This window comes from Micromonospora sp. NBRC 110038 (assembly GCF_020884815.1).
In the GTDB taxonomy this organism is placed as follows: Bacteria; Actinomycetota; Actinomycetes; order Mycobacteriales; family Micromonosporaceae; genus Micromonospora; species Micromonospora haikouensis.
The window spans coordinates 139339-159878 of record NZ_BBOL01000004.1; the positions used below are offsets into that span (position 1 = coordinate 139339).

Annotated in this window: 18 protein-coding genes and 1 riboswitch; of the genes, 10 read left to right on the forward strand and 8 right to left on the reverse strand. The window is 74.3% G+C overall.

Features of this window, described 5'->3' with window-relative positions; genetic code table 11:
* Positions 1–52 precede the first annotated feature (52 nt).
* Positions 53–1492 (reverse strand): glycine hydroxymethyltransferase, encoded by a 1440-nt coding sequence (locus tag LPU61_RS16275; RefSeq protein WP_043968906.1) that lies wholly within the window; start codon positions 1490–1492, stop codon positions 53–55.
* 18 nt (positions 1493–1510) lie between these two features.
* Positions 1511–1600, reverse strand: a riboswitch (ZMP/ZTP riboswitch).
* An 84-nt stretch (positions 1601–1684) separates the two neighbouring features.
* On the opposite strand from LPU61_RS16275, the gene LPU61_RS16280 reads away from it, so the two are divergent.
* Positions 1685–2533 (forward strand): metallophosphoesterase, encoded by an 849-nt coding sequence (locus LPU61_RS16280; RefSeq protein WP_229405588.1) that lies wholly within the window; start codon positions 1685–1687, stop codon positions 2531–2533.
* A gap of 76 nt (positions 2534–2609) precedes the next feature.
* Here the strand turns inward: LPU61_RS16280 and LPU61_RS16285 are convergent, their stop codons facing one another.
* The 5 genes from LPU61_RS16285 to LPU61_RS16305 form a co-directional block, all read right to left on the reverse strand.
* A complete protein-coding gene (locus LPU61_RS16285; RefSeq protein WP_229405378.1) occupies positions 2610–3110 on the reverse strand; it encodes a hemerythrin domain-containing protein in 501 nt (166 codons plus the stop codon).
* Positions 3111–3304: 194 nt separating this feature from the next.
* Positions 3305–4789 carry a S8 family serine peptidase gene (locus tag LPU61_RS16290; protein WP_229405379.1) on the reverse strand — a complete coding sequence of 495 codons (1485 nt, stop codon included), beginning with the start codon at positions 4787–4789 and terminating at the stop codon, positions 3305–3307.
* Positions 4790–4923: 134 nt separating this feature from the next.
* Complete coding sequence (locus tag LPU61_RS16295) at positions 4924–5787, reverse strand: NAD(P)H-hydrate dehydratase (RefSeq protein ID WP_043968910.1); 864 nt, start codon at positions 5785–5787, stop codon at positions 4924–4926.
* The gene (locus tag LPU61_RS16300; protein ID WP_229405380.1) at positions 5771–6502 is read right to left on the reverse strand and encodes a histidine phosphatase family protein; all 732 of its coding nucleotides are present in this window, start codon (positions 6500–6502) and stop codon (positions 5771–5773) included. The genes LPU61_RS16295 and LPU61_RS16300 overlap by 17 nt, the downstream gene beginning before the upstream one ends.
* A gap of 68 nt (positions 6503–6570) precedes the next feature.
* A complete protein-coding gene (locus LPU61_RS16305; protein ID WP_229405381.1) occupies positions 6571–8685 on the reverse strand; it encodes an acyltransferase family protein in 2115 nt (704 codons plus the stop codon).
* Positions 8686–8853: 168 nt separating this feature from the next.
* Between LPU61_RS16305 and LPU61_RS16310 the strand changes: the two genes are divergently transcribed.
* The 4 genes from LPU61_RS16310 (at position 8854) to LPU61_RS16325 (ending at position 11526) form a co-directional block, all read left to right on the forward strand.
* A complete protein-coding gene (locus LPU61_RS16310; protein WP_043969572.1) occupies positions 8854–9084 on the forward strand; it encodes a hypothetical protein in 231 nt (76 codons plus the stop codon).
* A 171-nt stretch (positions 9085–9255) separates the two neighbouring features.
* Positions 9256–9582 carry a hypothetical protein gene (locus LPU61_RS16315; protein WP_229405382.1) on the forward strand — a complete coding sequence of 109 codons (327 nt, stop codon included), beginning with the start codon at positions 9256–9258 and terminating at the stop codon, positions 9580–9582.
* Positions 9583–9650: 68 nt separating this feature from the next.
* On the forward strand, positions 9651–10472 hold the full coding sequence (locus LPU61_RS16320) for an SAM-dependent methyltransferase (protein WP_199486171.1): 822 nt from the start codon (positions 9651–9653) through the stop codon (positions 10470–10472).
* 82 nt (positions 10473–10554) lie between these two features.
* Positions 10555–11526, forward strand: coding sequence for a DNA polymerase domain-containing protein (locus LPU61_RS16325; RefSeq protein WP_043968911.1), 972 nt, complete (start codon positions 10555–10557; stop codon positions 11524–11526).
* A gap of 7 nt (positions 11527–11533) precedes the next feature.
* Here the strand turns inward: LPU61_RS16325 and LPU61_RS16330 are convergent, their stop codons facing one another.
* Entirely contained in the window at positions 11534–11968 is a 435-nt protein-coding gene (locus LPU61_RS16330) for an Lrp/AsnC family transcriptional regulator (protein WP_228986267.1), read from the reverse strand.
* Between the two features lie 144 nt (positions 11969–12112).
* On the opposite strand from LPU61_RS16330, the gene pdhA reads away from it, so the two are divergent.
* The 5 genes from pdhA (at position 12113) to LPU61_RS16355 (ending at position 19182) form a co-directional block, all read left to right on the forward strand.
* Positions 12113–13339, forward strand: coding sequence for a pyruvate dehydrogenase (acetyl-transferring) E1 component subunit alpha (gene pdhA / locus LPU61_RS16335; protein ID WP_229405589.1), 1227 nt, complete (start codon positions 12113–12115; stop codon positions 13337–13339).
* A complete protein-coding gene (locus LPU61_RS16340; RefSeq protein ID WP_043968913.1) occupies positions 13339–14355 on the forward strand; it encodes an alpha-ketoacid dehydrogenase subunit beta in 1017 nt (338 codons plus the stop codon). The genes pdhA and LPU61_RS16340 overlap by 1 nt, the downstream gene beginning before the upstream one ends.
* Positions 14352–15752: a dihydrolipoamide acetyltransferase family protein gene (locus LPU61_RS16345; RefSeq protein WP_229405383.1), complete on the forward strand. Its 1401-nt coding sequence runs from the start codon at positions 14352–14354 to the stop codon at positions 15750–15752. The genes LPU61_RS16340 and LPU61_RS16345 overlap by 4 nt, the downstream gene beginning before the upstream one ends.
* A gap of 278 nt (positions 15753–16030) precedes the next feature.
* Positions 16031–17710 (forward strand): right-handed parallel beta-helix repeat-containing protein, encoded by a 1680-nt coding sequence (locus LPU61_RS16350; RefSeq protein ID WP_043968916.1) that lies wholly within the window; start codon positions 16031–16033, stop codon positions 17708–17710.
* Positions 17711–17907: 197 nt separating this feature from the next.
* Positions 17908–19182 carry an Ig-like domain-containing protein gene (locus LPU61_RS16355; RefSeq protein ID WP_229405384.1) on the forward strand — a complete coding sequence of 425 codons (1275 nt, stop codon included), beginning with the start codon at positions 17908–17910 and terminating at the stop codon, positions 19180–19182.
* Between the two features lie 165 nt (positions 19183–19347).
* Here LPU61_RS16355 and LPU61_RS16360 read toward each other — a convergent pair whose 3' ends face one another.
* Positions 19348–20367, reverse strand: a complete 1020-nt coding sequence (locus LPU61_RS16360) for an SMP-30/gluconolactonase/LRE family protein (protein WP_052504009.1) — start codon at positions 20365–20367, stop codon at positions 19348–19350.
* Between the last annotated feature and the right edge of the window lie 173 nt (positions 20368–20540).

Here is a 20540-nt window from a genome sequence, read left to right on the forward strand (position 1 = left end):
GTCGATCTCGACTTTGACGCTTTTCTCTTGATCACCGAGCAGGTGGGGGTGGTCAGGCCAGGGTGACCGAGGGGTAGAGGGGGTGGGTCGACAGGAGGTCGGTGGCCTGACGGCTGACCTTGTCGGCCAGGGCCGGGTCCAAGACGTACTTGGCCTTCGACGGCGTGCCGTCGGCGTTCGACCCCGGCGTGGTCTGGCTGAGCACGGTGTGGATCAGCTCGGCCGTCGCGTCCATCTCGGCGGTGCCCAGGCCCCGGGTGGTCAGGGCGGGGGTGCCGATCCGGATGCCCGAGGTGTACCACGCGCCGTTCGGGTCCTGCGGGACCGCGTTGCGGTTGGTGACGATGCCCGAGTCCAGCAGCGCCTGCTCGGCCTGCCGGCCGGTCAGCCCGTACCCGGAGACGTCGATGAGCACCAGGTGGTTGTCGGTGCCGCCGGTGACCAGCGTCGCGCCCCGGCGCAGCAGCCCCTCGGCGAGGGCCTGGGCGTTGTCGACGATGCGCTGCGCGTAGTCGGCGAAGTCGGGGCGACGCGCCTCGGCCAGGGCGACCGCCTTGGCGGCCATCACGTGCGGCAGCGGGCCGCCGAGCACCATCGGGCAGCCCCGGTCGACCTGGTCGGCCAGCTCCGGGCCGCACAGCACCATGCCGCCGCGCGGGCCGCGCAGCGACTTGTGGGTGGTGGTGGTGACGATGTGCGCGTGCGGCACCGGGTCGAAGTCGCCGGTGAAGACCTTGCCGGCCACCAGGCCGGCGAAGTGCGCCATGTCGACCATGAACGTCGCGCCCACCGAGTCGGCGATCTCCCGCATGATCCGGAAGTTGACCTTCCTCGGGTACGCCGAGTAGCCGGCGACCAGGATCAACGGCCGGAACTCGCGGGCCGCCTCGGCGACCCGGTCGTAGTCGATCAGGCCGGTGGCCGGGTCGGTGCCGTAGCTGCGCTGGTCGAACATCTTGCCGGAGATGTTCGGCCGGAAACCGTGGGTGAGGTGGCCGCCCGCGTCCAGCGACATGCCGAGCATCCGCTGGTCGCCCAGCTCGCGGCGCAGCGCGAACCAGTCCTCCTCGGTCAGGTCGTTGACCTGACGCACCTGCGCCCTCTTCAGGGCCGGGGACTCCACCCGGTCGGCCAGGATCGCCCAGAACGCCACCAGGTTCGCGTCGATGCCCGAGTGCGGCTGCACGTACGCGTGCGACGCGCCGAACAGCTCCCGCGCGTGCTCGGCGGCGAGCGCCTCGACGGTGTCCACGTTCTGGCAGCCCGCGTAGAAGCGGCGGCCGACCGTGCCCTCGGCGTACTTGTCGCTGAACCAGTTGCCCATCGCCAGCAGCGTGGCGGGGGAGGCGTAGTTCTCGCTCGCGATCAACTTCAGCGACTCGCGCTGGTCGGCCAGCTCCGCCCCGATCGCGTCGGCGACCCGGGGCTCGACGGCGCGGATCACCTCGAGGGCGCTGCGGAAGGCGGTGGACTCGGCGTTCGGCGACGACATGCGACCTCCTGGTGACGTGCGGAAGGCCCAGGCGCTCGGCAGACGTCCTGATGACGGGACCGCTTCCCGATGGTTGTCCATCCCCACGCGCCAGTCACGGCCCGGCCCGATCCTACCCGGTCCGCCCGGGGGCGGGCCGGGCCGGACCACCTTCGGCGGTCTCCGCGCCTCCGGCGGCTCCCGTAGGATCGACTGGTGGTGGGGGAGGACGACGGGGCGCTGCTCGCGATCAGCGACCTGCATGTGACATACGCGGAGAACCGGGCGATCGTCGAGGGCCTGCGCCCCCGTTCACCGGGCGACTGGCTGCTGGTCGCGGGCGACGTCGCCGACACCGTGGCCGACATCGAATGGGCGCTGGGCCTGCTCAGCCGGCGCTTCGCGAAGGTGGTGTGGGCCCCGGGCAACCACGACCTGTGGACGCCGTCGAGCGACCCGGTCACCTTGCGCGGGGTGGCCCGCTACCGGCACCTGGTGGACGTCTGCCGCGCCCTGGGGGTGGTCACCCCGGAGGATCCGTACCCGGTGTGGCGGGGCCCCGGCGGGCCGGCGCTGGTCGTGCCGCTGTTCCTGCTCTACGACTACACCTGGCGACCCGAGGGCCTCGACACCCGCGAGGCGGCCCTGGCCGAGGCGTACGCCACCGGCATCGTCTGCACCGACGAATACCTGCTGCACCCGGACCCGTACCCGAGCCGGCAGGACTGGTGCGCGGCCCGGCTCGCCGAGACGGCCGCGCGGCTCGACGCCCGCGATCCGGCGCTGCCGACGGTGCTGGTCAGCCACTGGCCGCTGGTGCGTGAGCCGACCCGGATCCTGCGCTATCCGATCTTCGCCCAGTGGTGCGGCACCGACGCCACCGCCGACTGGCACGTGCGCTACGGGGCCGCCGCGGCTGTCTACGGCCACCTGCACATCCCCCGCACGACCTGGCACGACGGGGTGCGCTTCGAGGAGGTGTCGGTCGGCTACCCCCGCGAGTGGCGACGCCGTTCCGTCCCACCGGGGCAACTCCGCCAGGTCCTCCCGCCCCCGGCCTGACCGCCCCCCTTCGGATCTTGGACAGTTGTCGTCACGAGCGGACGACAACCGTCCAAGAATCGCGCGCCGGGCGCGGTCAGGCGGTGACCGCGTCCAGCGCCTTCTTGATCGCCTTCGGGGCGGTGGGGCTGCGCGGGGCGTCGGCGCGCAGCGCGAGCATCCGCTCGCCGATCTCCTGCAACTGCCTGCGGCCGAGCGCCTCCCGCACCTTCGGGAACCACTCCTGCTCCTCCTCCTCGACGTGGTGCTCCACGTTCTCGATCAGCACCGTGGTCTTGGCGTTGAAGTGGTCGTCGTCGGCGTCCATGGTGGCCAGCTCGGCGCAGAGCAGATCGGCCACGTGGTGCTCCTCGTACGACTCGAGGATGTCGTCCTCCAGGTCCGGCAGCAGCTTGCGGACCTCCGGGTACATCACCTCGTTCTCCAGGTAGGTGTGCACCGTGAGGGCCTCCAGGATCTGCCCCACCAGCTTCTGCCGCTGACTCGCCGGCCCGTCCTGGGCATCCTGGAAGGCCCTGAACAGGCGGCGCATCTCCTTGTGGTCCTCCTTGAGCACGACGATGGCATCGGTCGACACCGGTGACCTCCTAAGTTCGGCTGATGATCGACCGGTACCCCGAGGTCACCAGCGGAAACAGGCGTCACCCGATCGGTGGACGGTCCCGTCGCCCGCCCCGGCCGGTGCGGCCCGGCCAGCGGCGCGCGCCGGTGCCCGAAACACGCTGGTGGGGCCCGGCGAACGCCGGGCCCCACCGCTTCACCGTCAGGCGGTCACTTGACCGCGTTGTACGCGTTGACGGTGCCCGCGCCGTAGAACCCGTTGCGGGCCCCGCCGGAGCAGGTCGCGTCGTACGCGTGCGGGCCCGTCGGGATCAGCGGGACCGGGTTGTACACGCCCGCCGGGCAGGAGCGGGCGACGGCGGTGCGCTCCAGGAACGACGCGAGCTGCCCCGGCGTCATCCCCGGGTGGGCCGACAGGGCCAGGGCGGCGACGCCGGTCGCGTGCGGACCGGACATCGAGGTGCCCTGCTTGTAGCCCCACCCGTTGGTGCGGGTGGCGGTGTTGAAGGTGGTGGACAGGATCGCGTCGGTGCTGGTCGAGCGGGTGCCCTGGGTGCGGAACCGGGTGTCGCCGCCCGGGGCCGTCACGTCGACGACGCCCTGCCCGTACGAGGAGTAGTAGCTCTTGTCCCCGGTCGGGCCGACCGCCGACACGGTCACCACGCCCGGCGCCTCGGCCGGCAGGTCGAGGCAGGCGTTGGTGAGGTTCTCGCGGGTCTCGGGCGTCCCGTTGTTCGGGCTGCCCTCGTCGGTGATCTTGTGCGCGAGGTCGTAGTTGGAGTTGCCCGCGGACGCCACGTTGAGCACGCCCTTGCTCTGCGAGTACCGGATGGCCCGCTGCACGGCCTGCCACACCGGACGCTGGCGCGCGTCGTTGCGGCAGTTCAGCTCCCACGGGTCGATGTAGTAGCTGTTGTTGGTCAGCTGCATGCCGTGCTCGGCGGCCCACACGAACCCGCAGACCGCGGCCTCCGGGAAGATGTAGCCGTCGTCGTTGACCACCTTGACGGCGGCCACCTTGACGCCCGGGGCGACGCCGGTCACCCCGACGCCGTTGATCGCGGCGGCGATGGTGCCGGCCACGTGGGTGCCGTGGTCGGAGGTGGTCGGGTTCCAGGCGGCCTCGGTGGTGTCGGTGACACCGCCGACGCAGGACGTGCTCTTGTCCCTGGCGATCTGGCTGGCCAGGTCCGGGTGGCTGGAGGAGATGCCGCTGTCGAGCACGCCGACGACCACGTCCGGGCTGCCGGTCGTGATCGCGTGGGCCTGCGGGACGCCGATCATCGGCATGTCCCACTGCTGCCCGTACAGCGGCTCGGTGGTCGGGTCGCCGCTGGCCGCGGCGGCGTCGGCCGCCGAGACCTCCACGGTCTCGCCCTCGTCGAGGGCGCTGCCGAGGCCGGTGGTGGCGGCCACCGACTCGACGCCGGCACCCTTCACCGCCGAGGCGAAGTCGGGGTTGGCCGACCGGGCGACGAGCACGCCGATCTGGTGGTAGCTGGCCACCACCGTGCCGTTCGCGGCGGCGACCCGGGCCGCCGCGGCGTCGGTCGTCGCACCCTGCGGGGCGAGGACCAGGAAGGTGGTGTCGGGGCCGACGGCCGCCGCCGGGGCCAGTCCGCCGGTGAGGGCGAGACCGACGCCGAGCGTCACGGCGGACGCGGCGGCCAGGGTCTTGCGACGCAGGTTCTTCACACAGACTCCCAGGGGCTGTTCCAGCCGGCTCCGCGCCCCTGGTGGGGACGCGGCCGGCGGGAGGCGGACGGACGCCCGCCTCCGCTGGATGAGCGTCGGGAGCCCGGGCGGCGTTACACCGCCCAGGGGTGTGGTCAGACCGTGGCGAGGGTGTGCGGGATCTCGTCGAGCAGCTCGCGGGCGAGGAAGCCGATCCGGCCGAACCGGGGCACCAGACGCTGCCCGCTGACCGCGTGCGCGAACGCCGCCCAGCAGGCCGCCTGCGCCGGCTCGGCGCCCCGGGACAGCAGGCCCGCCAGCAGCCCGGCGCGCACGTCCCCGCTGCCGGAGGTGCCCAGCCCCGCGTCGCCGCTCTCCTCCCGCCAGCACCGCCCGTCCGGTGCGGCGATGTGGCCGTAGAGAGAGACCACGGCGTCGTACCGGCGGGCCAGCTCGGCCGCCTCGGCGTCCAGGTCGTCGCCGGGGTCGCGGCCCAGCAGGTGCGTCGCCTCGGTCAGGTTGGGGGTCAGCACCACCGGGCGGCCCGAGCCGACCAGCAGGTCCGGTGCGTGGCTGAGCGCGCCGAGGGCGTACGCGTCGAGGACCAGCGCGGTCTGCTTCGGCGCGGCGTCGAGGACCCCGCGCAGCAGTTCCCCGGTCGCGTCGATGTCCGTGAGCCCGGGGCCGACGGCCACCACGTCGGCGTCGGCCACCAGCCCGTCCAGCGGGTCGCCGGGGCGGCCCGCCACGGCCCCGTCGCCGGTCTCGGGCAGGCCCACGACCAGCGCCTCCGGCACCTGGATGCTCAGCGCGGCGGCGGTGGACTCGGCGGCGGCCAGTTGCAGCACCCCCGCGCCGGCCCGCAGCGCGGCCACCCCGGCCAGCAGCACCGCGCCGGGGGTGAACCGGGAGCCGCCGACGACCAGCACCGTGCCCCTGGCCTCCTTGCCCCCGGTCGGCACGGGCAGCGCCCACCGGCGCAGCAGCGCCGGGGTGATCACCTCAGACCGGTTCGGCATGGACCTCGTCCTCCCTGGTCGGGCGGGCACCCTGCCGGTGCAGGTGGGTGACGTCGTTGAACGTGTCGGGGACGAGCCGGCCCCCGGCGTCGGCGGTCCAGCCGGTGACCGAGCAGTTGGCGATCACGTGCCGACCGGTCAGCGCCATCAGCTCCGGCTCGGTCAGCCCCTCCACGAGGTAGCGCAGCAGGAACACCAGCGCGTCGTGGCCGAAGAGCAGCACCCGCTGGCCGGCGTGGTCCCGGCGCAGGTCGCCCAGCAGGCCGCGCAGCCGCAGCGCCACGTCCGTCCACGACTCGCCGCCGGGCGGCCGGTAGTAGAACTTGCCCAGCCGGGCCCGGCGCCGCGCCTCGTCGGGGAACCGGCGGGCGACGCCGTGCCCGGTCAGTCCGTCGAGGACGCCCAGCTCCCGGTCGCGCAGCCGCTCGTCGCGGCTGACCGGGATGCCGGTCCCGTCGAGGGCCAGCTCGGCGGTGCGCACGGCCCGCAGGTACGGCGACACGACCGCCACGTCCGGCCGCCGTCGCTGCGGCAGCTCGGCCAGCCAGCGCCCGGTCGCCCGGGCCTGCTGCTCGCCGGTGGGGGACAGCGGCACGTCCGCGTCGCGGTGGGTCAGCCCGATCAGCTCCGCCCCGGTGCTCTCCGCCTCGGTCGCCGCGACGTTCGCCGTGCTCTCGCCGTGGCGCACGATCCACAGCGCTGCCAGTTCCGCCATGCGCCGCACCGTACCCGGCCGCCCAGACCGGTAACCCTGGCCCGCGTCAGCCGAAGCGGCCCCGTGGCCTACTTCAACAGCCTGGTCAGGTGGGGACGGAGGCGGTCGGCGAGGGTGGCAATGTAGGTGGCGGTGAGGTGGTGCTGGTCCCGGTAGATGAGGACTCCGCCGATGACCGGTGCGCAGGGGTCGGTGGGGCAGATCGCATCGTTCAGGTCGACCAGGTGCACGTCGCGCTGGCGAGCTGCGGCCGCCTCCTGGATGTCCCCGCTCCCCGCCGCTAGAGCCTCCTTGCGGGGTGTGGCGCACCGGGTCAGTTTGCGCGGGTTCGCCGCGACACAGTCGGGCGTCGCCTTGTCCTGGTAGGGGGTGTCGCGGAGCACGACGACGGGCACCCCCGCGTCGGTCAGCTCATGCCACGTTGAGCGCAGGGCCGAGGTGATCCGTTCGTCGATCTCGTCGGCCGGGACCTCGTCGGCTCCGGCAGGATGATAGTCGGCGGTGTTGCTGGTCAGCAGCAGAGCTGGTTTCCCGGGACCTGTGAGTGCGCTTCGCACAGCCCGGTTCCATCGGGTGCACTCGGTGTCGGGGCCAGGATTGCGCGACACCTCGATGTTGATCAACGGGCAGTTGTACCTGGTGTAAGACACCACGCGCCACCCGTCGGCGGGGGCGATGCGGCGCAGTGCCGTCAGCCACTGCTCGGCGTGCGAGTCCCCGGCCAGGGCGACGGTCACGGGTGAGTTCGGGTCGCCGTAGCTGCATGGCTCCACCACGTCATCGTGCTGGGCGGCCCGGCATTCACCAGGGGTCCCGCCCGGCCCGTCATACGCGGCCACCTGCGGGTCGGGGACGATCGAGGCCACCTGGTTGACCGCCCGACCCGCCGGGTCGCCGGCCGGCTGTGCCCGCAGCACGGCTGCTCCGGGCGGACCGGCCGGCGCTGCGGGGTCGCTGGAGGAGGTGAGCGGCGGCAGGGTCGTCGCCAGCGCGGGTCGCTGCCGGGGCGGCCACACCGTGAGCTGGAACAGCAGGCCGGCGGCGACGGCGGCGCCCGTGCAGAGGGCGCCGACGCGCAGGGCGGCGGCCGGTTCCCACCGCAGGGCCGCGGACATCCGGATCGGGTTCTCCACGAACCGGTAGGTGAGCACGGCCGGCACGGCGGACAACGCCACCACGCCGAGGGCCGCCTGCGTGCTGAGTTCGTCGAACCGCGCCTCGGCGGCGATCAGCAGCGGCCAGTGCCACAGGTAGAGCGAGTAGGACAACGCGCCGACGGCGCGGATCGGCCGCCACCCGAGCGCCCCGGCAGGGCCGAACCGACCGGCGGCCTGCGCGCCCGCGATCACGGCGGCGGTGCCGACCGTCGGCAGCAGCGCCTGGTAGCCGGGGAAGGCCCGGTCGGGGTCGACGAGGAAGGCGGACGCGGCCACCGTTGCCAGTCCGGCCCAGGCGATCACGGCGGCCAGCGGCCGGGGCAGCCGCTGCAGGCGGGTGCCGGCGATGGCGACGGCCCCGCCGAGGGCGAGTTCCCACAGCCGGGTGGTGGTGACGAAGTAGGCCGGGCCGGGGTCGGTCTGGCTCGTGTGGACCGACCAGGCGAACGAGGGCAGCGCGACGAGGGCGAAGCCGGCCATCAGGGCCCCCCGGCGCAGCCGGCGACGGCCGCCGAGCACGGCGAGGCCGAGCAGGAGCAGCGGCCAGCCGAGGTAGAACTGCTCCTCGACGCCGAGGGACCAGAAGTGCTGGACGATGCTGGGCGCCGCGTCGGCGGCCCAGTAGTCGGTGGCCTGGACGGCGAGCCGCCAGTTCAGCCCGTAGGCGGCGCTGGCCACCACGTCCCAGGCGGTGTCGGCCCAGCGGGTGCGGGGCAGCAGGAGCCAGGTGAGCAGGAGGCTGGCCACCAGCACGACAGCCGCGGCGGGCAGCAGGCGCTTGGCCCGGCGGGCGTAGAAGCCGGGCAGGGAGATCCGGCCGGTGCGTTCGAGTTCGGCGACGAGCAGGCCGGTGATGAGGAATCCGGAGATGACGAAGAAGACGTCGACGCCGGCGAAGCCGCCCGGTACGAGGTCGCGCCCGGCATGGCCGACGAGGACCATGACCACGGCTAGGGCGCGCAGCCCCTCGATGTCTCCCCGGAAGGTCGACCGCGCGGACCCTTCCGGCGTGACTGGTAAGCGCATCCGATGCCCCGTTTCCCCTGATATCGACCAGTTGGCGACGTGTACAACGGGGCGGGACGGCGGAGGTTATCCCCGCCCGCCGCGCGGGGGTGGGCGCGTACGACCGGGCCCGGCGGGTAAGCGGGACCGAACGGTAGCCGAGACACGGGGAGGTTGGCCGTGGCCACGATGGTCAGGGAGATCAGCAGTCCGGTGCGGGACAAGAACTACGACCTGATCCACGCGCTGCAGATGTCGCTTGAGCACGTCTACCGGATGGAGATCTACATCTCCGACGCCGAGGAGCGCGGCGACAAGGAACTCGCCACCTGGTTCCGCAAGATCCAGGAGAACAACCGCAAGGCGGGCGAGCAGGGCAAGCAGATGCTGATGGATCGGCTCCAGCGCGAGAAGAGCTGAGTCGGCCGCGCCGGCCGGGTGGACCGCGTCCACCCGGCCGGCGCGCACCTGCGGCACGGGGCAGCGCCGTGGCCGTACGCCCGGCAGAATGTCACCCGCGCCGCCGGTGGCCCCGGCGGCGCGGGTGTCGACGGGCGCCGGCCGCGGGCCGGCCGAGAGGGGTGCGCGGCGATGACGGTGGTCCGGGGTCTGCGCGAGGCGCTCGTGCTGTTCGTCGTCGCGCTGGTGGCGGTCGCCGCCGCCGCGGGCGTGTGGACGGCGGTCAGCGGCGGCGAGTTCGTCTTCCGGCTCGGCGTCGCGCTCATCGTCGTCGGCACCCTGCTCGGGCTCACCGGCGACCTGACCCTGAGCCGGATCGGCATGCTGCCCGCCCGGTCGACCTTCGGGTTGGCCCCCGAGCGGGAGGACGCGGGCGGCGGGCGGGTGCTCACCGGGGTCGGCATCTTCCTGTTCGTCTCGCTGCCGCTGATGGCCGTCGGGGTGGCGCTGCTGTCCTGACCCGGCCCGATCGTCCGCCCGGCGCGGAGCTAGGCTGACCGGACATCCGCGACAGCCGAGGAGTTTTCGTGTCAGAGTCCGGCGACGTCGGGGTTCGCGACGGCGAACGGGTCGAGCCCATCGACACCTCGGTGGCGCACAACGCCCGGGTGTGGAACTACTGGCTCGGCGGCAAGGACAACTTCGAGCCGGACCGTCGGGTCGGCGACCACGTCCGCGCGATGTTCCCGGTCATCGGGGAGGTCGCCCGGGCCGACCGGCGCTTCCTCGCCCGCGCCGTGCGGCACCTGGCCGGCGAGGCGGGCGTGCGGCAGTTCCTCGACATCGGCACCGGCCTGCCGACCGCCGACAACACCCACCAGGTCGCGCAGGCCGTCGCCCCCGACGCGCGGATCGTCTACGTCGACAACGACCCGATGGTCCTCGTGCACGCCCGCGCCCTGCTGACCAGCTCCGCCGAGGGCGCTACGGACTACGTCGAGGCGGACGTCCACGACCCGGCGTCCATCCTGACCGCCGCCGCCCGGACGCTGGACTTCGACCGGCCGGTGGCCGTGATGATGCTGGGCATCCTCAACTTCGTCCTCGACACCGACGAGGCGGTGGCGATAGTGCGCCGGCTGATGGATGCGATGCCCCCGGGCAGCTACCTGGCGCTCACCCATCCCACCGTCGAGCTGGGCGGCGAGGCGAACGTGCCCGCCATGGAGTTCTGGAACGCCAACGCCGCGCCCCCGATCCGCGCGCGCACCGGGGCGGAGATCGCCCGGTTCCTCGACGGCCTGGAGCTGGTGGAGCCGGGCCTGGTGTCGTGCGCGCGGTGGCGGCCGGACGACGGCGAGGATCCGGCCATCGTCCCGCAGTACGGCTGCGTGGCCCGCAGGCCCTGACCGCGCCGGGCCGCGCCGCACGCCCGCCGCACCGCCCCCGACCTGCCTGCGCCCGTCGGCGCGGCGTCGTACGGTGGCAGTCGTGGCCACGGCGGCGCAGGAGATCAGGGTCGGGGAGCGGGTGGTCCGCGTCTCCAGCCCCGACAAGCCGTACTTTCCGGAGCGCGGCCTGACCAAGCTCGACGTGGTGCGCTACTTCCTCGCCGTCGGCGACGGGATCCTGCGCGCCCTGCGGGACCGCCCGACCATGCTGGAGCGGTGGCCCCGGGGCGTGTTCGAGGGCGCGCGGATCGCCACCCGGCAGAGCAACCGGGGCGACGCGTTCTACCAGAAGCGGCTGCCGGCCGGCGCGCCCGACTGGGTGCGCACCGCCCACCTGACGTTCCCCAGCGGACGCACGGCCGACGAGGTCGCGCCCGGCGAGCTGGCGGTGGTGATCTGGGCGGCCAACCTCGGCACGCTGCGCTTCCACCCGTGGCCGGTCACCGCCGCCGACACCGAACGCCCCGACCAGCTCCGCGTCGACCTCGACCCCATGCCCGGGGTCGACTTCGCGCAGGTGGTCCCGGTCGCCCGCGAGCTGCGGGCGGTGCTGGCCGAGCTGGGGCTGGTCGGCTACCCGAAGACCACCGGCGGGCGGGGTCTGCACGTCTACCTGTCGATCGAGCCGAGGTGGGGCTTCGGCGACTGCCGCCGGGCGGTGCTGGCGCTGGGCCGCGAGCTGCAGCGCCGCCTGCCGCACCTGGTCACCACCACCTGGTGGCGCGAGCAGCGGGACCGGCCGGTCTTCGTCGACTACAACCAGATGTCGCGGGACCACACGATGGCCTCGGCGTACTCGATCCGGCCCACCCCGGCGGCGCTGGTCTCCGCGCCGCTGGACTGGGCGGAGCTGGACGACGCCCGGCCGGAGGACTTCGACGTGCTCACCCTGCCCGCGCGCTTCGCCGAGCGCGGCGACCCGCACGCCGGCCTGGACGGCCCGCGCTTCTCGCTGGAGCCGCTGCTGGAGCTGGCCGACCGCGCCGGCCTCGCGGCCCCGCCGCCACACTGAGTCCGGCTCACGCCCACGGGCTGCGGGTGCCCTCGAACTCGTCGAAGACGAGCCAGCTGCGGGTGGACAACACCCCGGCGATGCCCTGCACGCGGTCCAGCACCACGTCCCGCAGGGTGGCGTTGTCCGGCGCCCGGACCAGGGCGAGGACGTCGTGCTCGCCGCTGAGCAGCGCGACGTGCTCGACGTAGCGCACCCGGGCCAGCTCGGCCGACACCTCCCGCCAGGTGTTCTGCTGGATGGTCAGCGCGATGTACGCCGACGTGCCCAGCCCGGCCGGCTCGGGCGCGACCCGGGCCCGGAAGCCCGTGATCACGCCGTCGCGCAGCAGCCGCTCCACCCGCGCGTACGCGTTGGTCCGGGAGACGTGCACCCGCTCGGCGAGGGTACGGATGGAGATCCGCCCGTCGCGGGCCAGCTCGTCGAGGATGCGCCGGTCCACCTCGTCGAGCGGCCCGGCCGAACGTCCCGTACCGCCCTCCGTGCCCGGCTCCCCGGTGGCCTGCTGGCTCACATCCGCCCCCTTCCCCTGCCATTCGTCCCGCGTTCATCGCGCGTGTTGAGTCAATCATCCATCGGCAGGAGCATAGGTCCACCACAAGTCCAGGAGGTCCCCGCCGTGACGACCACACCCCAGGCGGTCCGCAGGGCATCCCCGCGCACCCGCCCGCCGGCCAAGAAGCCCACCAAGGCACCCGCCCGCGAGCAGGCGGCGACCGACCCGGCCGCCGCCCTGCTGCCGCAGACCGAACCGGTGCGGCTGCTCGACCCCGACGGCACGCCCCGGCCGGCCCGCGCCGACTACCCCGAGCCGCCCGTCGAGGCCCTGCGCGAGATGTACCGCCGCATGGTGGTCGGCCGGCGCTTCGACACCCAGGCCACCGCCCTGACCAAGCAGGGCCGGCTCGCCGTCTACCCGTCCTCGCGCGGCCAGGAGGCCTGCCAGGTCGGCGCGGTGCTCGCCGTCCGCGACACCGACTGGGTCTTCCCGACCTACCGCGAGTCGATGGCGCTGGTCTCCCGGGGCATCGACCCCGTCGAGGTGCTCACCCTGCTGCGCGGCGACTGGCACTGCGGGTACGACCCCACCCGGGTGCACACCGCCCCGCAGTGCACCCCCCTGGCCACCCAGTGCGTGCACGCCGCCGGCCTCGCCTACGGGGAGGCACACCAGGGCCGCGACACCGTGGCCCTGGCCTTCATCGGCGACGGCGCCACCAGCGAGGGCGACTTCCACGAGGGCGTCAACTTCGCCGCCGTGTTCAAGGCCCCCGTCGTGTTCTTCGTGCAGAACAACAAGTACGCCATCAGCGTCCCGCTGTCGCGGCAGACCGCCGCCCCGTCGCTGGCGTACAAGGGCGTCGGCTACGGCGTGCCCAGCGAGCAGGTCGACGGCAACGACCCCGTCGCCGTGCTCGCCGTGCTCACCCGCGCGGTGGCGCACGCCCGCGCCGGCAACGGCCCCTACCTGGTCGAGGCGCACACCTACCGGATGGAGCCGCACACCAACGCCGACGACGCCACCCGCTACCGCGACGGCGCCGAGGTCGACACCTGGCGCGACCGCGACCCGGTCGCCCGGCTGGAGACGTACCTGCGCACGCGCGGCGCGCTCGACGACGCGGCCGTCGCCGCGATCGCCGAACAGGCCGAGGCGTACGCGGCCGACCTGCGCGAGCGGATGCACACCCAGCCCGAGGTCGACCCGCTGAGCCTCTTCGACCACGTCTACGCCACGCCCACCCCGCAACTGGTCGAGCAGCGGGAACTGGTGCGCGCCGAGCTGGCCGCCGACCGCGAGGACGCGCGCTGATGGCGACCACCACCATGGCGAAGGCGCTCAACGCCGCGCTCGCCGACGCGCTGGCCGACGACGAGCGGGTGCTCGTCTTCGGCGAGGACGTCGGCAAGCTCGGCGGCGTCTTCCGGATCACCGACGGCCTGCAGGCCCGGTTCGGCGACAAGCGCTGCTTCGACACCCCGCTCGCCGAGGCCGGCATCGTCGGCTTCGCCGTCGGCCTGGCCATGTCCGGCCTGCGGCCGGTGGTGGAGATGCAGTTCGACGCGTTCGCGTACCCGGCGTTCGAGCAGATCGCCTCGCACGTGGCGAAGCTGCGCAACCGCACCCGGGGCGCGCTCGGCGTGCCCATGGTCATCCGGGTGCCGTACGCGGGCGGCATCGGCGGCGTCGAGCACCACTGCGACTCGTCCGAGGCGTACTACGCGCACACCCCGGGCCTGAAGGTCGTCACCCCGGCGACGGTCGCCGACGCGTACTCGCTGCTGCGCGAGGCCATCGCGGACCCGGACCCGGTCGTGTTCCTGGAGCCGAAGAAGCTCTACTTCTCCAGCGCCGAGGCCGAGCTGCCGGCGGCCACCGAGCCGTTCGGCCGCGCCGTCGTGCGCCGGCCGGGCACCGACGCCACCCTGATCGCGTACGGGCCGGCGGTGCCGGTCGCCCTGGAGGCCGCCGAGGCCGCCCGCGAGGAGGGCTGGGACCTGGAGGTGGTGGACGTGCGCACGATCGTCCCCCTCGACGACGCGACCATCGCCGCGTCGGTGCGCCGCACCGGCCGGTGCGTGGTGGTCAGCGAGGCGCAGGGCTTCGCCGGGGTCGGCGCGGAGATCGCCGCCCGGGTGCAGGAGCGCTGCTTCCACGCCCTGCACGCCCCGGTGCTGCGGGTGTCCGGCCTGGACATCCCGTACCCCGCGCCGATGCTGGAGCACACCCACCTGCCCGGCGTGGACCGGGTGCTCGACACGGTGGCGCGGCTCCAGTGGGACGACCGGCCCGACGCGCGCTGGCTGCCGCAGGGGAGCGCGGCATGAGCGAGCAGGTGTTCCTCCTGCCCGACCTCGGCGAGGGGCTGACCGAGGCGGAGATCGTCGAATGGCGGGTCGCCGTCGGCGACACCGTGACGGTGGACCAGAGCGTGGTCGAGGTGGAGACCGCGAAGGCCGTCGTGGACGTGCCCTGCCCGTACGCCGGGCGGGTCGTGGCCCTGCACGGGGCGGCGGGCGAGACGCGCCCGGTCGGCCAGCCGCTGATCACCATCGCGCCCGCCGACGGCGGCGAGCCCGCCGGCCACGCCACCTACCGGGAGGAGGAGCGCGCCGGCAGCGGCAACGTCCTCATCGGGTACGGCACTGGGCACGGCGCGGCGGGCCGGCGCCGCCGCCGGCCCCGGCTCACGGTCGCCCCCGAACCCGCACCGGTCCCCGACTCCGCGCCCGCCCCGGCCCCCGCGCCCGTCGCGGCGGCTTCCGGGCCGGCGGCGGTGCCCGGGGGCGCGGTCGCCCTGGTGATCTCCCCGATCGTGCGGCGGCTGGCCCGGGAGCACGGCATCGACCCGGCCACCCTGCGCGGCACCGGCCCGGGCGGGGTGGTGCGCCGCGCCGACGTCGAGGCGGCCCTCGCCGGCCCGGCCCCGGCGCCCCGGCCAACCCCGGTGCCCGACCGCCTCGACGCGGCCCCGACCGGCGGGGCCGACGGCCCGACCGCGGTGGGCCGGGTCGCCGTGCCGGTGGGCGAGGAGGACCTGGTCGTCCCGCTCACCGGTGTCCGCAGGGTGATCGCCGACAAGCTCTCCCGCAGCCGGCGGGAGATCCCCGAGGTGACCATCTGGGTCGACGCGGACGCCACCGCCCTGGTGGAGACCCGCCGGGCGATCAACGCCGCGACCCCGGACGAGCCGGTGAGCCTGCTGGCCCTGCTGGCCCGGATCTGCCTCAGCGGCCTGCGCCGCTTCCCGCAGCTCAACGCGCGCGTCGACACCGAGGGGCAGCGGATCGTCCAGTCCCGCGGGGTGCACCTGGGCATCGCCGCGCAGACCGACCGGGGCCTGGTCGTCCCGGTGCTGCGCGACGCGCACCTGCTGACCACCCGGGAGCTGGCCGCGGCGCTGGCCGGGACCACCGCCGCCGCCCGGGCCGGCACCCTGCCGCCGGCCCGCCTCACCGGCGGCACGTTCACCCTCAACAACTACGGCGTGTTCGGCGTCGACGGCTCCACCCCGATCATCAACCACCCGGAGGCGGCGCTGCTCGGCGTGGGACGGATCGTGGACAAGCCGTGGGTCGTCGACGGGCAGCTCGCCGTGCGCAAGGTGACGCAGCTCAGCCTCACCTTCGACCACCGGGTCTGCGACGGCGGGGTGGCCGGCGGCTTCCTGCGGCACGTCGCGGACTGCGTGGAGCAGCCCGCCCTGCTGGTCGCCAACGTGTGAGCCGGTCCCGGCGGCAGCGCGCCGCCGGGACCGGAAACGTCCCTTTCCGTCCGCCCCCGCGCTCCTGCCGTCCCCTTTTGCTCGCGCCCCGCCGAATGGGCCGGAAATACGTTCCCGATCCGGATCGCCGCTCATTCGACCGAGCATCCGGTCAGCTCGATCCGATCCTTTTCCCCTCCCGTTTCTCCCCGCCCTTGCCGGGAAATCCGTGCGGGCGACGACCGCCGGTCGACCGCCCGCGACCGCCCGGTCGCCCGCCCGCGCGAGGGGAGAGCGCAGTGCCGTACCAGGGCCTGCCCGCCGCCGTCCGAGACCGTCGCCCGGCCGTCGCCGGGGCGCCGCTGCACTGCGACGCCACCCAGTACGGGCTGCGCGGCGACGGGGTGACCAACGACCAGCCGGCGCTCGCCGCCCTCGTGGACCGCCTCGGCGACGGCTACGCCGCCGACGGGCGGGCCCGGGTCATCTACTGCCCGCCCGGCATCTACTCCATCCGCGACGCGGGCACGGTCTGGCGCAGCGGGGTGTCCCTGATCGGGGCCGGCCCCGGCGCGACCCGGTTCCTGCTCAGCAACGAGGGCAACCGGGCCGACCCGACGCCGCTGGCGTTCTGGACCACCCTCCAGCACGGCGCGGACCGCGACCGGCACATCGCCGACTGCACCTTCGCCGACTTCGAGATCGACGGCTCCGGCGTGGCCATGGCCGAGTACAACTACCTCGCCAAGGGCCTCGGCCTGCAGTACGTGGTGCGCGGCGTCTTCCGCAACCTCTACATCCACCACACGGCGGCCACCGGCCTGGGCTGCGACTTCCTCCAGGACAGCCTGATCGAGGGGGTGGTGGTCGTCGGCTGCGGCCGCCTCGACAACGGCCAGGAGATGGGCGGCGCCGGGATCGGCGTCGGCATCGGCGGTTGGGGCACCGTGGAGCGGCTCACCATCGCCAACTGCACCGCGCTGGGCAACGGCACCAACGGCATCTTCCTGGAACTCCAGAAGGCCAACTGGCCGCCGCCGCGCGGCTACCGGATCGTCGGCTGCCACAGCCAGGGCAACCGGTTCGGCATCTCCGACTGGGGCGCCGACGGGCTGATCGTCTCCGCGTGCACGATGACGGGCAACCTGGAGGCCGGCTTCGACGTCTCCGCCGAGGGCACCTCCGGGGTCGCCGGCCGGGGCGGCCTGCTGGCCGACTGCGTCATCGACGGCAACGTCCGCGACGGCGTCAGCATGGGCAACACCCCGGGCCCGTACACGGTGCGCGGCAACCGGATCAGCGGCAACGGGGCGTACGGCTACCACGAGCACGACCTCGGGCGCGGCTACCACGGCGCGGCGACGGACGTGGTGATCGACAGCAACGACTTCTGGGGCAACGGCCTCGACGCCATCCGGATCGACCGGCCGATGGTCGACGCCGTGCTGCTGCACAACCGCATCCGCAACAACGGCCGCCAGTGCGCCGGCGCGTACGGCGGGGGCGGCGAGTCCGTCCGCTACAACGAGCGGTCGCTGGTCGACCGGACCGCCGGCTGGCAGCACGACGGTCACCGGGGCAAGGTGCTGCGGGTCGGCAAGCGGGTCGCCCTGGTCGCCGCCAACGACGACACCGGGCTCACCCTCGCCCCCGTACGCCCCGACGCGTACACCGCCTGGAGCGGGGACATCCCGCTGCCGGGGACGGCGTACGAGCTGCCGCCCGCGCCGCAGTGCCGGGCCGGGATCACGGTCAACGCGCACGTCGACTCGGCCACCATCCGGGGCAACCGGATCTGGGACAACCACGACGAGCGCACCCAGACGCACGGACTCTGGATCACCGAGCGGGGCAGCTGCGTGGGCTGCCGGGTCGAGGACAACGACCTGGCCGGCAACGCCGTGGCCGCCACCCGCCTGGACACCCCTCCCGTGGGCGGCCGGTGGGACCGCAACCACGGCGACCAGGACTGGGACTGACGGCGGGGCGAACCGGTCGTCCGTCGGCGGAAGGGCCGATCGGTGACACCGGGCCCTCCGGGCGCGGTCCACCATTTTCGACCCGCCGTCGCCGAAACTGCCGACAATAGCTCCGCGCCTTTTCCGGAAACTGCACCGGGCCTCCCGTAACGCCGTACAGAATGTGGCCAAAGGGGAGCGGAAAAGGGGTGCGGAACATGGACGTGAGGCGGCGATTGACGCTATTGGCGGTAACCATCGCAGCCACACCACTGGTCCTCGGCGGCTGCACCGCCGGGGAGAGGAAGGCCGCCGAGCGGGCCGCAAGGGTCGCGCCGCCGCCGGCGGTCGAGCTGACGCCCGCCGACCGGGCCCGGGACGTCCCGGTCAGTGCCGAGATCGGCACGAGCGTGGCCCACGGCAGGGTCACCGGCGTCCGGCTCACCGACGACAAGGGCCGGCAGGTCGCGGGGGAGCCCCGGGAGGACGGGACGAGCTGGGTGCCCGGCGCGCCGCTGGCCGGCGGGCGGAAGTACACCGCCGAGGTGACGGTGACGGGGGACGGCGGGAGGACCGCCACCCGCACGACGACGTTCACCACCGCGCCGAAGCCGACGAAGCCGGCGATCACCAGCACGCTCTACTTCACGGGCAACCAGACGTACGGCACCGCGATGCCCGTGACGGTGGCGTTCGACCCGGGGGTGCCGAAGGAGGCCCGCGCGGCGGTGCAGAAGCGGCTGTTCGTCAAGACCGACCCGCCGCAGCCGGGCACCTGGTCCTGGCTGGAGGACGGCAGCCAGGCCTACTACCGGGCGCCCGACTTCTGGCGGCCGGGCACGAAGATCAGCGTCCGCGCGGCGCTGGAGGGGCTGCCGATCGGCAAGGACCTGGTGGGCGACGCCGAGCACCGGGCCACCTCGAAGATCGGCCGGCAGGTCTCGGTCGACATCGACAACGCCACCAAGCAGATGTCGGTCTTCCGCGACGGCAAGCTGGTCCGCCGGATCCCGGTCAGCCTCGGCAAGCCGAGCACGCCCAGCTCCAGCGGCAAGATGGTGATCATGGAGAAGCACGAGCGGACGACGTTCGACACCCGCGGCGAGCCCGACGGCGGCTACGTCGTCGACGTCGACGACGCCCAGCGGCTCACCTGGGGCGGGGAGTTCATCCACTCCGCGCCGTGGTCGGAGGGCGACCAGGGATTCACGAACGTCTCGCACGGCTGCGCCAACGTCTCCGCCGCCGCCGCGGACTGGCTGATGGGCATCACCCAGGTCGGCGACCTCGTCACCGTCACGGGCACCGAGGTGCCGCTGCGGGCCGGCAACGGCTGGACGGCCTGGAACGTCAGCTGGGACGAGTTCGCCAAGGGCAGCGCCCTGCCCGTCCCGGCCGGGCTGCGGCCCAGCCCGCACACCGCGTCGCCGCACCCGGGGGCGGTGGCCGGCGGGGGTTCGCCCGCGCCGACGCCGTCGGCCAGCGGCGGCTGACCATCGGGAGGAACGGCCGCGGGTCGGCCCGTCACCGCACGGTGGCGGGCCGACCCCTGTCGCGAGCGGGGACGGGGTACGTCGCCCGACACGTGGCGTGTCGGCCGTGCGGGGCACGCGCCGCGCCGGCCCGGAGCACGCGCCGGGCAGGGGCCGGCCCCGGCTTCAGCCGAGCGGCACCCGGGCCACGCCGGTGCCGACCAGGGAGCCCAGCCAGAGCCGGTCGCCGTGCTGGCGTACCCCGGTGATCATCCAGTAGGCGCCGCGCGGGCCGTGCAGGGTCCGCAGCACCGCGCCCGCGCCGTCGACCAGCGCGACCAGCCCGTAGCGGCGCGGCTGCGGCCGGACCGCGTCGGGCAGCAGCGCGACCAGCTGCCGCAGCCGCGGGTGCGGCAGCAGCCGCTCCACCACCGGCAGCCGGGGGCTGGGCAGGGCGATCCAGTACGTCCCGTCGCCGACCCCGCAGAGGTTGTCCGGATACGCCGGCAGGTCCGCCAGCACGGTGGCCGCCCCGCCGGGCAGGTCGACCCGGAGCAGCCGGTGGGTGGTCGTCTCCACCAGGATCAGCGCGGACTCGTCGGGGGTGAGCGCGATCCCGTTGGGGAAGTAGAGCCCCGCGGTCACCACGTCCGTCCGCCCGGTGCCCGGATGGTAGGCGAGCACCCGCCCGTTGGGCCGGTGCTCCAGCAGGTCGTGCTTCCAGTGCGACAGGGGGAAGCGGTCCGAGCTGTCGGTGAAGTAGATCGTGCCGTCGCGGGCCACGGCGGCGTTGTTGGCCAGGTGCACCGGCGGGGCCGTGCCGGTCAGCTCGCGTACCGCCCCGTCGGGGGTGACCCGCAGCAACCCCCGGTACGCGTCGCAGACGACCAGGCTGCCGTCGCGCGGGTCGAGTTCGATGCCGAGCGGCCGGCCCCCGGTCTCCGCCAGCAGCCTTGCCGGGGTGCCCGCCGGCGCGTCGGCCGCCCACCACCAGAGCCGACCGTCCTCGTCCCCGCTGACCACCCGGCCGGCCGGGTCGACCACGACGTCCTCGGGCCCGTGCGCGCCGTCGGGCAGCGGCAGCAGCTCCACCTCGTCGAGCCGACGGTCGTGGGGCGCCCACGGCCCGGTCAGCGGGGGCGGCACGGTGGCCGGCTCGCGGACGGGACGGATGGGCCGGGGCGCGCGGGGGCGGGGTACCACCATCGGCCCATTCTCACCCCGCCACCGCCGGCCGGGGCGCGTCGTCCGGCGGCGTGTCGAGCGGTCCCGCGCAGCGCCCCCCGGCCTCCTGCCAGGGGAGGATCCGGGGCGGCTCAGGGTCAGACCCTGGGTGTACCCGGAGTCACTCCCGGGCAGGGCGGAAATGTCGGTGGGTG

Coding starts and splice junctions, on each gene's coding strand:
- LPU61_RS16340 (WP_043968913.1), top strand. CDS start 13,339: ATGGCGACCACCACCATGGCGAAGGCGCTCAACGCCGCGCTCGCCGAC.
- LPU61_RS16315 (WP_229405382.1), top strand. CDS start 9,256: ATGACGGTGGTCCGGGGTCTGCGCGAGGCGCTCGTGCTGTTCGTCGTC.
- LPU61_RS16310 (WP_043969572.1), top strand. CDS start 8,854: ATGGTCAGGGAGATCAGCAGTCCGGTGCGGGACAAGAACTACGACCTG.
- LPU61_RS16295 (WP_043968910.1), bottom strand. CDS start 5,787: ATGCCGAACCGGTCTGAGGTGATCACCCCGGCGCTGCTGCGCCGGTGG.
- LPU61_RS16355 (WP_229405384.1), top strand. CDS start 17,908: ATGGACGTGAGGCGGCGATTGACGCTATTGGCGGTAACCATCGCAGCC.
- LPU61_RS16300 (WP_229405380.1), bottom strand. CDS start 6,502: ATGGCGGAACTGGCAGCGCTGTGGATCGTGCGCCACGGCGAGAGCACG.
- LPU61_RS16345 (WP_229405383.1), top strand. CDS start 14,352: ATGAGCGAGCAGGTGTTCCTCCTGCCCGACCTCGGCGAGGGGCTGACC.
- LPU61_RS16305 (WP_229405381.1), bottom strand. CDS start 8,685: ATGCGCTTACCAGTCACGCCGGAAGGGTCCGCGCGGTCGACCTTCCGG.
- LPU61_RS16275 (WP_043968906.1), bottom strand. CDS start 1,492: ATGTCGTCGCCGAACGCCGAGTCCACCGCCTTCCGCAGCGCCCTCGAG.
- LPU61_RS16360 (WP_052504009.1), bottom strand. CDS start 20,367: ATGGTGGTACCCCGCCCCCGCGCGCCCCGGCCCATCCGTCCCGTCCGC.